Source organism: Spirosoma radiotolerans, assembly GCF_000974425.1.
GTDB classification, from domain to species: domain Bacteria; phylum Bacteroidota; class Bacteroidia; order Cytophagales; family Spirosomataceae; genus Spirosoma; species Spirosoma radiotolerans.
In genome coordinates, this window is sequence record NZ_CP010429.1 from 5983374 (window position 1) to 5998827 (window position 15454).

10 protein-coding genes are annotated in these 15454 nt (G+C 50.6%); 4 read left to right on the plus strand and 6 right to left on the minus strand.

Going from position 1 to position 15454, the window contains the following annotated elements; all coding sequences use genetic code 11:
- The first annotated feature begins 91 nt into the window (after window positions 1–91).
- Entirely contained in the window at window positions 92–682 is a 591-nt protein-coding gene (ruvA, locus tag SD10_RS24295; RefSeq protein WP_046577490.1) for a Holliday junction branch migration protein RuvA, read from the plus strand.
- A 69-nt stretch (window positions 683–751) separates the two neighbouring features.
- Here the strand turns inward: ruvA and SD10_RS24300 are convergent, their stop codons facing one another.
- Both SD10_RS24300 and SD10_RS24305 read right to left on the minus strand, forming a co-directional pair.
- Window positions 752–1072, minus strand: coding sequence for a hypothetical protein (locus SD10_RS24300; protein WP_046577491.1), 321 nt, complete (start codon window positions 1070–1072; stop codon window positions 752–754).
- 380 nt (window positions 1073–1452) lie between these two features.
- A complete protein-coding gene (locus SD10_RS24305; RefSeq protein ID WP_046577493.1) occupies window positions 1453–3675 on the minus strand; it encodes a S9 family peptidase in 2223 nt (740 codons plus the stop codon).
- Between the two features lie 159 nt (window positions 3676–3834).
- Between SD10_RS24305 and SD10_RS24310 the strand changes: the two genes are divergently transcribed.
- A complete protein-coding gene (locus SD10_RS24310; protein ID WP_046577497.1) occupies window positions 3835–7023 on the plus strand; it encodes a SusC/RagA family TonB-linked outer membrane protein in 3189 nt (1062 codons plus the stop codon).
- A gap of 2 nt (window positions 7024–7025) precedes the next feature.
- On the plus strand, window positions 7026–8336 hold the full coding sequence (locus SD10_RS24315) for a RagB/SusD family nutrient uptake outer membrane protein (RefSeq protein ID WP_046577499.1): 1311 nt from the start codon (window positions 7026–7028) through the stop codon (window positions 8334–8336).
- Between the two features lie 86 nt (window positions 8337–8422).
- Here SD10_RS24315 and SD10_RS24320 read toward each other — a convergent pair whose 3' ends face one another.
- Complete coding sequence (locus tag SD10_RS24320) at window positions 8423–9499, minus strand: Gfo/Idh/MocA family protein (protein ID WP_046577501.1); 1077 nt, start codon at window positions 9497–9499, stop codon at window positions 8423–8425.
- A gap of 68 nt (window positions 9500–9567) precedes the next feature.
- Between SD10_RS24320 and SD10_RS24325 the strand changes: the two genes are divergently transcribed.
- Window positions 9568–9978: a hypothetical protein gene (locus SD10_RS24325; RefSeq protein WP_046577503.1), complete on the plus strand. Its 411-nt coding sequence runs from the start codon at window positions 9568–9570 to the stop codon at window positions 9976–9978.
- Between the two features lie 11 nt (window positions 9979–9989).
- Here the strand turns inward: SD10_RS24325 and SD10_RS24330 are convergent, their stop codons facing one another.
- The 3 genes from SD10_RS24330 to thrA all read right to left on the minus strand — a co-directional run bounded on the left by SD10_RS24330 (window position 9990) and on the right by thrA (window position 15311).
- Window positions 9990–11036 carry a galactitol-1-phosphate 5-dehydrogenase gene (locus tag SD10_RS24330; protein WP_046577504.1) on the minus strand — a complete coding sequence of 349 codons (1047 nt, stop codon included), beginning with the start codon at window positions 11034–11036 and terminating at the stop codon, window positions 9990–9992.
- A gap of 134 nt (window positions 11037–11170) precedes the next feature.
- Entirely contained in the window at window positions 11171–12769 is a 1599-nt protein-coding gene (locus tag SD10_RS24335; protein ID WP_227699058.1) for an McrB family protein, read from the minus strand.
- An 85-nt stretch (window positions 12770–12854) separates the two neighbouring features.
- The gene (gene thrA, locus SD10_RS24340) at window positions 12855–15311 is read right to left on the minus strand and encodes a bifunctional aspartate kinase/homoserine dehydrogenase I (protein ID WP_046577509.1); all 2457 of its coding nucleotides are present in this window, start codon (window positions 15309–15311) and stop codon (window positions 12855–12857) included.
- Window positions 15312–15454: the final 143 nt, after the last annotated feature.

Genomic DNA, 15454 nt, shown 5'->3' on the forward strand with positions numbered 1-15454 from the left:
CAACCCCATGACTTTATACCAGAAAAGTCATGGGTTTTTCGTATCTTTAGGGGTATATAACACGCTAGAAAACAAGCTTTTCAACCAAAGAATGATTGCTTATTTAGACGGAACACTGTCCTATAAAGAACCCACTCTTGTCATTATTGACGTACATGGAGTTGGGTACTCGGTCCATATATCTCTTCAAACGTATGCCCTTTTGCCCGGGGGTGGCGACCGGATAAAACTATTCATTCATCACCTCTTTCGCGAAGACTTGCAGGCGCTTTATGGCTTCGCGAGTGCTGACGAAAAGAGCTTATTTTTAGACCTGGTTGGCGTATCGGGCGTTGGTCCGAACACGGCTTTGGGTATGTTGTCGGCCATGCAGCCCGGCGATCTGCGACTAGCTATTTTGGGCGAAAACGTGCGGGCCGTACAGGCAATTAAAGGGATTGGTGCTAAAACAGCGCAGCGTATTATTCTCGAACTACGCGACAAAATGAAGAAGTCGGGCGTTGTGCCCGACGGGCCTACTTACCGGCAGCAACCAGCCGCAAATCCCGTTCGGGAAGAGTCACTCGCTGCGCTTATTGCATTGGGGTTACCTAAACCGACAGCAGAAAAAAGTGTAGACGATGCTCTGAAAGCAGATCCGGATCTGAGTGTCGAAGACGTTATCCGCCGGGCATTACGCTAGGCTTATTGAAAACGAAAGAGCGCAGATAAGGTGTGTAACAACCTTATCTGCGCTCTTTCGTTTTGCTATTTAGTTTACTCCAGCCGCTTGTTTACTTTTCTCTTTAGCAACCGCTTTCAGTTCTTTTGCTTCGCCTTTCAACACTTTCTTTTCAGCCTTCTCCATTTTCCGGTCGGCCTTGGCCATTCTTGTTTTGGGATCAGAAATGCCTTTAACTTCTAACCCTTTATGGGTTTTGGCTTCCATTTTATACTCCTCTGCTTTGGCTACTTTCTTTTCAGCCTTCATTTCTTTTTTAGCCGCTTTTCCTTCCTGAACAGCCTGTGAAAACCCGGGGTTTGCTGCTACTAGCAAAGCGCATGCTGATGCAGCCATGATTAATTTTTTCATAACAGTTAACGTTTTGTGTAGTATGCTCCCTACGTGCAGAGCATTTTAGTGATTCCTAACAGACACAAAACAATTTTGTTTAACAGGAATTTATGTATGCTTTTTATTCTACCATATCTATAGAAACTAAAGTATGTAATATAAATCCCTACTAATCAAAGTATTAATCACGCCATAATACCAAACTAAATATTAATATATTTTAATAATATTTAGTAATTTAGTATGTGTCTAAAATATATAGCTTACCTATTTAACCAATAACAGGGTAGAGCTCCTGACCATGGCTCATCTTCTGAGTATGCTATTTGTAAGGGAAACGGTATAACGTCTACACAAAAACGCCCAACCGGCGTCGGGCCGGCTGGGCGTTTCTTAGCTTAATTTACCGGGGCACTTTTTAAGTTTGTTTCCAGGTATGTCGTGTACTGCTGAAACAGGAGAAGCACCGTCCCAGAGCTGTAGGCGACTCCGTGAGCGCCGGGCGGATAGATTCTAAGATCCGCATCTTTTCCCGCGTCTTCAAGCGCATTCATCAGTTGGAAGGTATTCCGAACATGTACGTTTTCATCCATCGTTGAGTGGGCGATGAACATCTTACCGGCAAGGTTCTTGGCGTAAGTCGATACAGCACTAACCTTATACTTCTCTTCATTTTCGGGAAGCAGGCCCATGTAACGTTCGGTATAAATGGAATCATAAAGCCGCCAATCCGTAACGGGAGCGCCTACCAGCGAGACCTTAAATACGCCCGGATGAGTAAGCATCGTATAGCTACTCATATACCCACCGTAGCTGTGCCCCCGAATGGCCATCCGATTGGCATCGACCCAGGGTTGTTTGGCCAGATAAGCAGCCGTTTCGGCGAAATCCAGACTTTCGTATTTCCCCAGCTTTTCATAGACGACTTTCTCGAATTCACGGCCGTAGCCTCCGCTGCCCCGGTTGTTTACGCCCACGACGATATAACCCGTTTGTGCCAGCCACTGATGCCAGCCCGTTGTGGCAAATTCATTATAGACCGACTGCGCCCCTGGCCCGCCGTAAATGTCCAACATAACAGGGTACTTTTTCGTAGGGTCGAAATCAAGCGGCTTGATGATAGAAATGTCGATCTGCTGTCCGTCAGACGTTTTAAAGCTGCTTAACTCCTTGGGCGAATAGTCATGGCTGGCTACATAATCCGTCACACGCTTGTTCGTTTCCAGCGCTTTGATCAGTTGACCTTTCGTATCGCGCAGTTCCACCTGCGTGGGAGTCGATACATTTGAATATTTGTCGATAAAGTACTGTCCATTGGGTGAAAAATTGACCGTATGCCGACCCGGTATGGTCGTAAGCCGACGTTTATTCTTGCCATCTACATCCGTCACAAACAACTGGCGTTCCAGCGGGGATGCTTCTGTAGACGTAAAATAGACCTTCCTGGCTTTCGGGTCAATGTGATGAACATAACTAACCTCCCACTTGCCGCTGGTTACCGCATTGAGTAGTTTCCCGGTATAATCATAGCGGTACAAATGGGCAAATCCATCCCGATCCGACACCCAGTAAAATTCCTGAACACCCGCCGGGAAATAGATCAGGTGATTGATTCCCGCAAAAAAGTCGAACACATCAACCCAGGTCGTCGACTTTTCTTCCATGATCTGTTTGGCCTCGCCCGTGCGGGCATTAGCCATAAACAGACGCAAGTGATTCTGTTTGCGGTTCAGGTGAACCAGAGCAAGCTGCCCTTCCTGCGACGTCCAGTAGATACGCGGAATATAGCCATCTCCAAGGTCTACCTTCATCCATTGTTTGGACTTGCCGGCAATCTCAATGACACCAATACGCACCGTTGGGTTTTTATCACCAACGCGCGGGTAAGGCAAGGAGTCAAATTTTTCGTCGAAGCCTTTGTAATCCGTTAGTTTATAAATCGGCACCTGCCGTTCGTCGGACTGCCAGAAGGCAATGAACTTACTATCGGGCGACCAGTCCCAGGCCTGCGCCAACCCGAATTCTTCTTCATAAGCCCAGCCAAACCGCCCGTTGTAGAAGGCCGCTTTGGCATCGTCGGTGAGTTGGGTTTCTTTTTGTGTGACGAAGTCAAACACGAAAAGATTACCACCTCGCTCATAGCCAACCTTGCTGCCATCGGGCGCAAGTTCTGCCGTCTGGGCATCTTTAGCCACCAGCTTTAAGCTCTTGTCAGCTACCGAATAAACGTAGTAATCAGACACCCCCGAGCGCCGATAAACGGGCCGAAAATCGGCCTGAAACAAGATGTTTTTCGAGTCTTTTGACCACTGAAAAGATCCGTAGGCAAAAGGTTTGTCAGTGCCCGGAAACTTGAGCTGGCTCCCGTCGAAAATGACGTCCTCTTTTTGATCTTTCGGAGATAATGTTTTGATCGTATTCTGGCCGTCGATGAAGGAAAATTTAGTACCGCCTTCGATCCAGTTTACGCTACGTGGGCCTGGTGAGCCAGCCAACTGCCCGCCAGAAGATACGGCTTGTTGAAGATTTGTGTAACGCTGCTTGGTCGGCTGCGCGGTTGCCAGATGGGCAAACAGTAAAGCAACGCCAATCAGCCAGCCAGCTTGATATCGTTTGATCATGAAGTATATATAGAACTTATCAAAGATTCAAAGCTACTAAAAAAATGGATTTTATTTTTTACGGCGGATAGTAGACTCGATCGAAGCCAGGCCGCTTTTTTTAAGTATATTTCGCGTTAAAAATTATTCATTTTTATTCACCGACCAACTATCTTACCTATGATAAACAGGTACTCTATCGTTGGCCAACGTATTCCGTTTGTATGGATACTCTGGTTAACCTTGCTGTTTTGTACAAGCACATTGGCACAGAACGCACGCTTCACAATCAAAGGCCGCGTTACGGATGCGGACAAACTAGCGCTCCCCGGCACCACCGTGGTGATTGTTGGCACAACCCTTGGCACCACAACCGATGCCGATGGAAATTACACGTTCCCCGTAACCCTTAAACCTGGCCCAATAACCCTTGCGTTCACCGCCATTGGGTATGAAACGCTCCGGCAAAACACGACGCTTGGCAATGCAGAGCAGATTACGGTTAATGCTGAGTTGGTTGCCGCCACAACTAACCTCGACGAAGTTGTCGTTACGGGCTCTACCCTCTCGGCACCCAAGCGCGAATTAGGCAACGCAATCAGCACCATCAACGGCTCGGCTTTACAGCAGAGCGGCTCGGCCAACCTGATCAATGCGTTGCAGGGCAAAGTGCCGGGCGCTCAGATTACTCAGAACTCCGGCGACCCGGCGGGTGGCATCAGCATTCGTTTGCGGGGTATTAAGTCGCTGGTTGGTTCGTCGGATCCGTTGTACGTTGTGGATGGGGTAATTGTGAGCAACGCCAGCACCAACGTGTCGCAGCTTGCACTCTCCAATGATGTGGGCAATGCCAACGTGGGTCAGAACCGCCTTTCGGATATTAACCCCGACGATATTGCCACGTTAAACGTCATTAATGGTGCAGCAGCCGCAGCTCAGTATGGTTCGCGGGCGGCCAATGGCGTAGTTATTATTACCACCAAGCGCGGGCAGACGGGGAAGGCACAGGTTTCGTTTTCGACGTCCTTCAACATCAATGAATTGCGTAAAAGCGTACCAGTCAATACGTATGGCAAACAGTTTGGCTTTGCGGCCTTGCGGCTGTACCCAATCGGCGGTATTTCGGCAGCTCAGATTGCAGCTAACCCCGGCACAACGACGACCAACATTTACCGCGATGGGGCTTACACACCCCTGGCTACGAATCTGGTTGATGTACAGCGGTACAACTACTTCGACCAGATTTTTCGGACAGGCTATGGCACCGATAATAACCTCTCCGTTTCGGGAGGCCGCGATAATACCCAGTATTATGTATCCTTTGGCTATCTGAAAAACGAGGGGATTATCAAAGGCACCGACTTCACACGCTACAACCTTCGGGCCCGTATCGATCAGCGGCTCGCCAGTTGGGCCAAAATATCGGTGGGTCTAAGCTACATCAATAGCCTGTCTAACGAGAAAGCCAACGGGAATGTGTTCTATAGTCCGATCAATTCGGTGAATATCACGAACAACATTTATGACATCACCAAGCGTGATGCCGCCGGTAATTTGCAGGCGGTTGAGCCCACGCGTGTGAACCCACTGTCAACGATAGAAGACATGAAGTTCTCGCAGTCGGTGAGCCGCACGATCAACAGCGTTCAACTGAATTTAACTCCGCTGAAAGGATTGAGCGTTGATTACATTGTGGGCGTTGATGCCTATTCACAGTTTGGCAAAAACTACATTCGGCCCTATCCCTACCAGGCGGTTGCCGGTTTGCCTGCAGCCCGCTATCCGGGTGGCTTTGCGGCAACGGCCACTAATCAGTCGTTACAGTTCAACAATGACCTGAACGCCACCTACGAGCGGCAATTCAACGATAAGTTCAAACTGAATGCCGCTATTGGGTATAGCTACCAGTACTTTCAGGCTGACTATACGATCAATAGTGGCCAAAATCTGGCTCCCTTCATTGAGACGGTTAGTGGTGCCAGCAACACAACCTATCAGGTGGCCTACAACCTGGACAGATTTAGTTTGAGCGGTTTATTTGCGCAGGCGACGTTTGGCTACAAAAATCTGGCGTTCATTACAGGAGCCGTCCGCCGGGATCAGTCGTCGAAATTCTCACCTACGCAGACCAACCAGTATTATCCAAAAGTGAGCGGTTCGTTTATTGTATCGGACCTCGATTTCTGGAAAAACATCTCGGCCAATAACGTTTTCAACAGCCTGAAACTACGGGCCAGTTATGGCGAAGCGGGTAACCTGTCGGGGATTGGTTCTTATGCTCGTTTTTATCAGTTCAACCCGGTCGGTTTCCTGGGTAAGAACACCATTGTACCAGGTACGCAGTTGGCCAACCCCGATGTACAGCCGGAACGGATGGGCGAACTCGAAGGGGGCGCCGATCTGTCGTTCCTGAGTGGCCGAATTGGGTTGGGCATCACCGCTTACCATCAGAAAATCACGAACCTGGTGGTCAACCGGACCCTGGCCCCAACAACGGGCGGAACAAGCATCGTCAACAATGTTGGCGAAATGGAAAACAAAGGGTTTGAAATCGTGCTGGATGCAACGCCCATTAAGACCAAGAATCTGAACTGGGACGTCACCTTCATTTACAACCACAACCGCAATAAAGTCCTGAGTCTGGGTGGCCTGCCCATCATCAACCCCGATGCCTCATCGGCTTCAGGATCACCGGTCAACCTGATTGTTGGGCAACCGGTGGGTGTCTTCTACGGCAGTGCCTACGCCCGGAATCCCGATGGTACTCTCCTGCTTTCACCTTCAGGCTTTCCGCAATCCGAACGGGCCAATGGCCAGGGAAATGGTGCCATTGATTACATACCGGCCCGCAATTCCGATGGCTCGCTTGATGTCAGCAAGCCAACCGCCAACGTCATTATCGGTAACCCAAATCCAAAATGGACGGGTTCGTTCAGCACCAATCTGTCCTACAAAAAGCTGACGTTGCATGTGTTGCTGGACATGGTTCAGGGTGTCGACGTGTTCAACGCCGATAAACGGACGCGTCAGGGTGTGGGACTGGGCGATTACGCTGAACAGGAACTACGCGGTACGCTGCCTCGCGGCTACATCTTTGGCATCTACAACACGCAGGAGTTCCGGGTCGATCCGGGTTCATACACCAAGCTGCGTGAGGTATCGCTCAGCTATACGCTGCCTACATTTATCAAGAGTATTAGCCGACTCAATGTCGCGTTCGTTGGCCGCAACCTGTATTCCTGGGATAAGTACACGGGCTTCGATCCGGAAACCAACGCAGGTGGCAACAATGATCTGCTCCGAGGCATCGACTTCGGAAACGTCCCCATTCCACGCACCTATCAACTTAAACTGTCGGCGACATTTTAATTATGAAAAAAACACTAATACCAATCCTCCTTACGGGTCTTATGCTCACGCAGAGCGCCTGCAATAAGGAATATTTGAACCCTAGCTCCATCAGTCAGTCACAGGCCGTTAGTTCGCCGGACGGATTGATGACGCTTTGCAACGGGCTGCAATACCGGTACACAACGGGTGGGGCGTTGAGCGTTTTGTATGCCAGCACCGCCGGTGCAGGCCTGACAACTCGGGAAGACTTCGTCTTAAATGCAGGGAATGCCGATGAAGCGAATCTGGCATTGGGTGCCAGCAACGTTAATAACATCAATAGTGTGGTTCGTAACCTTTGGACACAAAGCCACCTGGTACGCTCAAACGCCGAACTGATCCTGGCCAATACGGGTGTAGTGGCGGATGCCGGAACGAAAAGCGGCATTGTCGGGTATGCGTCGATCTTTCGGGCATTATCTCTGGGTACATTGGGCTTATTTTTCGAGCAGTCGCCGGTCACAACGGGAAATAACGTTCCATTTGTGCCCCGGGCGCAGGTCTTCAAAGAAGCGATCACTACACTGGAGACAGCAGCCACGCAGGTAGCCAGTACGCCCATTTCGGCTGACTTTGCGGGAAAAATCGTGACCGGTATTGATATTCCTAACACTATTCAGGCGTTGATTGCCCGGTATGCCCTGTTTTCGGGTGATTATGACAAAGCGCTGGCGGCAGCGGCCAAAGTTGATCTGAGTAAAAAATCGGTATTCAACTTTGATGACAACACCCGCAACCCGTTGTTCGAATACACCTTTGGTAACCTGAACGTGTTTCAGCCAACCAATGCCAGCCTTGGCCTAACGGGTGCTCTGACGCCCGATGCAGCCGACAAACGGATTGGTTTCTTAACCAAGGCAAGTGCTAATCCGGCGGTTGCGCCCGTAATTGCGACAGCATTTTATACGGCCAACAACGCAGCCGTCCCGGTTTATCTGCCCGGCGAGGTTTTGCTGATTCAGGCCGAAGCGTATGCGCGTAAAGGTGATCTGGCAAATGCAGTAACCTCGCTGAACAAGGTGCTAACGAAAACAGCGGCTCAGGATGCCTTTGGCTTGGGAGCCGCCTTACCCGCTTATTCGGGTGCCCAAACGGCCGACGCTATCCTGACGGAGATTTACCGGAATCGTCAGATTGAACTGGCTTATCAGGGCTTCCGTCTGGAAGACAGCCGCCGGTTCAATCGGCCGGGACCCGGCGCAACTGGCGCGGAACGGAACCGGAATTTCTTCCCGTATCCGCTAACGGAACGTAACAACAACACAAACACGCCCGCCGATCCAGCAAATTAAAGGCCACAAACGACTAAGGGGAGTTGGAAGACAATAGGAAATAGTAACTCCTATCGTCTCCCAACTCCCCTTAGTCGTTTGTTATTTTAAAATTTTACAGGTGAGCCCGTCCGGGTTGATTCATAAATAGCTTGGAAGAGAGCCACGACCTTACGCCCATCCTCGCCCGTTACGGAAGGCGCCCGACCGGCCCGGATAGCGTCGCAGAACTCAGCGATCTGAATACCAAAATAATGAACGGTCGCGTCGATTGTGTTGAAGAAGGCGGTATCATCGGCAATGAACTGGGCCAGTAAATTCTCTTCGCCCGGTACTGTCCAGAGGTCATTGACGGGTGGATCGGTAATGGTCGACATACCGGCAATAAACAAGGCTCCGCCATCCGTTTGCACACCCACCGATGCGCCGTTTTGCCCATGTACATGGACCTTTCCGAATATGCCGGGTTTCTGCGAATTACTGACAATGATATTGCCCAGGCCGCCATTTTTAAATTTCACGATGGCCAGCGCCGTATCATCTACCTCGATATAAGGGTGATTCAGGTTGCGCCAAACGCCAAACACTTCGTCAATTTCGCCCATATACCAGAGCAGCAAATCCAATTGGTGGGGCGATTGATTGACCAGAACGCCCCCACCCTCATCGGCCCAGGTTCCGCGCCAGGCATCGCTTTGGTAATAGGCCTCGCTGCGCCATCCTAGCATCTGAATCGTTCCGAGAACCGGTGTCCCTAGTTTACCCGCATCAATGGCTTGCCGAATGCGCTGGCTGGGTTCATAAAACCGGCGCTGGCTAATGACGCCCAACTGACGGTTATTGCGTTTGGCAGCTTCGATCATGGCATCACAATCTTCGAGCGTCGACGCCAGTGGTTTCTCGACCAACACGTGCGACCCGGCGTTAAGAGCCGCCACAGTAGGTTCACGATGAGCCGGGTGCGTTGTGCAAACAAGGCACAGGTCAACATTCTCCCGGTCGACCATGTCATACACATCGCTGTAAGCGCGAATTCCGTACTGATTGGCGAAGTCTTCTGCTTTCTGATAGGTCCGGCCATAAACGGCAACTAATTCGGCATCGGGTGTTTCCAAAACGGCTTTCGCGTGGAGGTGGGCCACTTTACCGGGGCCAATGATGGCAATGCGTATGGGATCAGGCATAGTTTTAAAACGTATTCCAACGAAATGCGTTTTTTGAAGGTCTTCTACTCAAAAGAGCGCAAAAGTATATGAAACGGTGGTTATTCGTCTTCTCGTTGATGCCTGTTGTGTTCGGGGCTTGCCAGAAAGAGGCCACCATTGGGCCAGCGGTTTTGCTCTTCAAACGGTGGCAGGTTTACCAAACCCGCGATGTGAGCAGCCCTACCTGGACGATGCAGACTCCGGGCACGTATTATGATCTGGAATATCGGCAGGATGGAACGGTCATTTACTACAAAGACAGCGTTGTGACGGCAACGCCCTGCTGTGCCGGAAGCCGATTCGAACGAAAAGGAGTATTTATTCAGTACGCGGAGTTTCCTGCCTGCCCGACCGTCTATTGTGGCGCCAGCACAGATGCGCAGATTCTGGCGTTGAACGATACGTTGCTGGAACTGCAAACTGGAGACCGGATTACGCAGTATAAACCGGCCCCATAAGTTGCCGCTTTTTACGGTTTCAGGACTACTTTAATTAATCCTTTTTCTTTGTCGTAGAGTCGTTTAAACCAGTCAGCGCCTTCTTCCAGTGGCACTTCAGCACTCAGAATGGCTCCGACATTAATACGACCGGATGAAATCAGGGCCAGCGCGGCCTCGTATTCGCCGTTGATGGCGCAGGAGCCCTGCAACCGCAATTGCCGGGTCACAACGGCCTGCAACGGAATCTCGACCGTTGGAGCCAGATTACCCACTAGGGTCACGGTAGCGCCTTTCCGAACGCAGTCGATGGCTGTTTTGACGCTTGGCCCTGCTCCGACAACTTCAAAGGAAACATCAGCACCACGCCCGTGGGTGAGATTTTGAACCTGCGTTAGCACATCGCCATGCTGAGGATCAGTTACTCCGGCATTGATCGTATGTGTAGCGCCCAGCTTCTGCGCCAGGGCGAGCCGATCCTCATCCAGATCAATGGCGATGATCGTATCACAACCCGCCAGTTTGAGCGCCTGAATAACAAAAAGGCCAATCATGCCAGCCCCAACGACCACTGCGGAATCGTTGATTTGAATAGGCGTCAAACTAACTGCATGTAGGGCGACCGCCACCGGCTCAACTAAAGCAGCCTGGGTAAAGCTGACATTGTCGGGAACAGCGTATAAGATATGTTGTGGCACCGAGACATATTCGGCAAAGGCACCATTGCGCTTGAAGTCCGGCGTTGATACACCCACGACTTCGCGGCCATCGCTGAGGTTATACTGTCCCCGTCGGCTATACCAGTCATCGAGGGCATATACTGTTGAGTCGAAGGTAACGCGGTCTCCAGTGGCCCAGTTGCGCACGTCACTGCCCACTTCGGCGATGATTCCGCTGGCTTCATGGCCCATGACGATGGGCGGAATGCGTCGACCGCTACTTCCATCCATGCCATGCACATCGGAGCCGCAAATCCCGACGGCCTTTACTCGCACCAATACCTCGTTGGGTCGAATAGTTGGTTTAGGCACATCCTGTAAATCGAGCTGATTGTATTGAGTAAGAACGAGTGCTTTCATAAGTAACGCGGACACCCTGTCCGCTAGGATAATGACTTTTCATTTTATAAAGGAGACAACCTGTCCGCGTTACTGCCAATATAATGCTCATGCCTCATTAAGAGAACAGGGTGCTGGAATGCCACACCACCGCGTTACGGCTTCTGATAAATCCTGACGAACGTGTCAGTCGGCACTTGTTCGTAATCACCCGTCTGTAGGTTGGAATTAATTTCGTAGGTAACCATTTCGTCTATCGAATCTGGCGTTTCCCCGAATAACTTGCTGGCTGCTACAGTGGTGTATTTCTTTTTAATCCGAATCAGGCGCAGGTCAGGATCTTTCCCCCACGCGGGATTGTCGCCCAGGATTAACTGGATCTTTTCCCAATCGTTAAAAAAATACTCCTGTAATAAGGGAATGATTCGATCGCGAAACACCTCACAAAGGTCAGCGTGGGTTTCGACGCTGGTCAGATAAGCATGGCCGATCTGATGATCACGATCAAGTAAATACTCAATCCGTTCGTTGATTGTGCGTAGTAGCTGACCTAAATCGACATCATCAATTATGCCCAGAATCGTCGGATCAGGCAGCATTTCGCGAAACGAAAACCGGCGTCGCAGAGCAATGTCCAGCAAGGCAATCGACCGGTCGGTGGTATTCATGGTAGCCACGATGAACAGATTCGACGGCACACCAAACCGCTCCTGCGAATAAGGTAACGTCAACAAGAGCTCATTTTCAGCACCGAGTCGTTTATCGGTTTCAAGGAGTGTAATCAGCTCACCAAACACGCTGGCCACATTGGCGCGGTTGACTTCGTCGATCAGCAAATAATAAGCGGGCGCTTTTTTCAGCTTCCGGCTTCGGTTTTCCGGCGAGTCGTGCAGGCAATCGGCCAATGTACTGTACCCCGCCTGCTGAACGGCAGAGACACAGGCTTTATGGAAAATGCCCTTGCGAATCCGGTAACTCATTTGCCCGCTAAACACTTCAGGTCGGATACCCTCTACGAATTCTTCGTAGCTGTAGGACGGATGAAAGGTGATAAACGAGTTGTTTTCGCGTAGATACGGCTGTAGCGCAAATGTTTTCCCCGTACCGGGAGGCCCAAACAAGATCAGGTTTTGTGGCTGAGCAGGCTTTCCCGGTTCAACGTCATATTCTGCTTCCGGCTCCTCAACCGCAAGGCCATTCGGAAAACGGTCGCTGAGGGTTGGGTCATCAGCAAGCCGCATCAACTCCGTCAGGAAAGCTTCGTCTTCGGCCGCCCGATATACATCGGTGTTATGCCGGGCAGAGTGCGGGCCCCGCTTGCTGCTCTCGACCAGTTCGAGCAGGCAGTCTTCCCAGCAGGTTCGCAGAGCAGGCTGATACAGCAAATGGACATTCGATTGCCCAATGATGACGGCCAGATAATCGGACTTCTCGGTTAATGGCTCGAAAACCAGCTCTTCTATACTACTCAGCCGATCCTGGCAGGATTTCTTAACCGTCAGGTGATATTCTACTTCGGCACCGCGCGGACCTACACGGCGTGGTCGCTGAATACGAAGGGCCTGAAAATAATTAATATTGGCAATGATAGCCGTTTTCTCCTGTCGTACGGTAAACGCCAGTCGGGCATCACCATTGGGCAGGTTAACAATGTCGATCAACTCCTTTAGCAACCCAAAGAACCGCCGGACCGCTTCGGGATGACCAATGTCGCGAATACGTTCAATGAGTGCTTGTTGCGGGATGTCAGTCAAAACAGCGAAGAGGAATTGTCGTTTACGAATTTACGAAGTTTTGGTGGCTTACCGGTAATTTATCTAGTACAAGAACAACCAACACCTACGCCAAATAACTACCGATACTCACCACATCGGCAAATACGCCCGAGGCAGTTACTTCGGCACCAGCACCTGGCCCTTTGATTACAAGCGGCCGGTCTTTATACCGTTCGGTGGTGAAGGAAACGATGTTGTCGGCACCGGTTAGCTGATAAAACGGATGATCCGCGTCGACCGGCCGCAGGCCGATTGTTGCTTTATTATTCTCAAAACTGGCCACGAATCGCAGCTTTTCTCCCCGCTCGTGCGCTTCACGCAGTAAGTTCTCAAAGTAATCATTGTTACGTTCCAGCTCCGTAAAGAACGCCGGAATCGTGGGCGCATCCAGGCACGACTGCGGCAGCAGGTTATTGATCGTTACATCGTCCGGCTCCAGAGGGAAACCCGCTTCACGCGCCAGAATCAGGATTTTGCGGGCCACATCCTGACCGTTCAGATCATCGCGGGGATCGGGCTCGGTATAGCCTTTCTCTTTGGCTTCCCGCACAACGTCGGCAAACGAAAGGCCGGGTTGGAAGGTGTTGAAGATGAACGACAGCGTACCGGATAGAATCGCTTCGATTTTTAGGAAACGATCACCCGAGGTCATCAACCCCTGCACCGTATTGATGATGGGCAGACCAGCGCCCACGTTGGTTTCATAAAGAAACTTAACGCCCCGGTTCAAGGCCGTACGCTGCAACCGCCGATATTCACTGTAGGAGCCGGAATTAGCTACTTTGTTGGGCGTGACGACCGAGATATTGGCATCCAGCAAGGATTCGTAGAACTGCACAATGTCTTTGTCCGATGTGCAATCGATAAACACCGAATTGGGCAGGTTATAGTCTTTGATCTTCTCCACAAAAGCCGGTAGTGACGTCGTTACGCCGTCTGTAAGCAAACGTTGCTGCCAGCCATCCAGCGCCACCCCTTTGGTATCGAGCACCATCTTTTTGGTATTCGTCATACCAACCACACAAACCTTCAGCAATTTCTCCGTGCGTAGGTATTCCGACTGATCGAAAATCTGTTTCAGCAGCGTTTTACCAATCAGCCCTGTCCCAACCAGATATAAATTCAGTACCCGCGCTTCGGACTGGAAGAAGATGTTGTGCAGTGAGTTGAGCGCCTTGGACAGGTTGTTTTTGTTGATTACGACGGAGATGTTAATCTCCGACGAACCCTGCGCGACCGCGACAATATTGACCCCGTTTTTGCCTAGCACCGAGAATAGTTTCCCGGCAATACCGGAGCTCTTCTTCATGCCCTCGCCAACCGTAGCAATGACCGACAAATCGCGCTCAATGGCAATGTTGTCGATATGCCCGTGTGCGATTTCAGCGGCAAATTCGGTATCCAGAATAGACTTTACATTTTCGGCGCCACGCGGGTCGATGGCAAAGCAAATCGAGTGCTCCGACGATGCCTGCGAGATTAGAATAACACTGATTTTGTGCGCGGCCAATACACCAAATAATTTGGCCGACACGCCCGCCACCCCAATCATACCGGAGCCCTGTACATTTACGAGGGCAATGTCGTCGATACTCGAAATGCCGGTTATTGTATACTGACGACGTTCGGCTGTGCGGCTAACGATGGTGCCCTGGTGCGTCGGGTTGAACGTATTCAGTACCCGGACCGGGATATTCTGGGCAAAAGCCGGTTGCAAACTGGGGGGATAAATCACTTTGGCCCCAAAATGCGAAAGCTCCATGGCTTCGGCATAAGTGATAGTCGGGATATTGAACGCGTTGGGCACCTTGCGCGGATCGGCGGTCATCATGCCATCGACGTCAGTCCAGATGTCGATGACCTCTGCGTTCAGAGCCGCCCCCAGAATGGAGGCCGTATAATCGGAACCACCACGTCCCAGGGTTGTCGTCTCGTTCTTTTCGGTTGAGCCAATAAAACCCGTTACCAATTGAAGCTCAGTAGCCTTGGCAAAATGTTCCTGAACAAGTTGATTGGTTAGGGTATAATTTACTTCAGCCTGCCCGAACTGGTCGTCGGTTTTAATGATTTTGCGTGCATCGCAATACTGCGCCGGAATACCCCGGCTCTTCACACATTCGGTAATGACCGTTGTCGACAGGCGTTCGCCGAAACTGGTAATTAGATCGTGGGTGCGCAGTGATAGCTCTCGAATAAGCGAAACACCCCGCAACAAATCTTCCAGCTCGTTGATGATACCCCGAACATGGGCAAATACTTTACTCTGCTCTTTTACGGGAATCAGCGCCTTAACCACATTGAAGTGGCGATCTTCAATTCGCCGAACCAATTCCATGTAGTCGGTTTCTCCCGATGTAGCCATGCGACCGATCTCGATCAGTTGATTGGTGATGCCGCCCATCGCCGAAAAAACAACCGTTATCTGGTCACCATTCTGCCGATGGTTGTCAATAATCTGGATAACTTGCTTTATACTTTCTACGGACCCTACCGAGGTACCGCCAAATTTAAGAACCTGCATTACTACGAAAGCGAAAGAGTGAGAGCGAGCGAGCGGGCCATCGATAAGACAGCAACTCGATTAGCGCAAGTTAATGATGACGATGTTGATGAGGGTAGTTTTTGACATGCAAAGATAAGATGAAACATTGGTGTGGATAACAT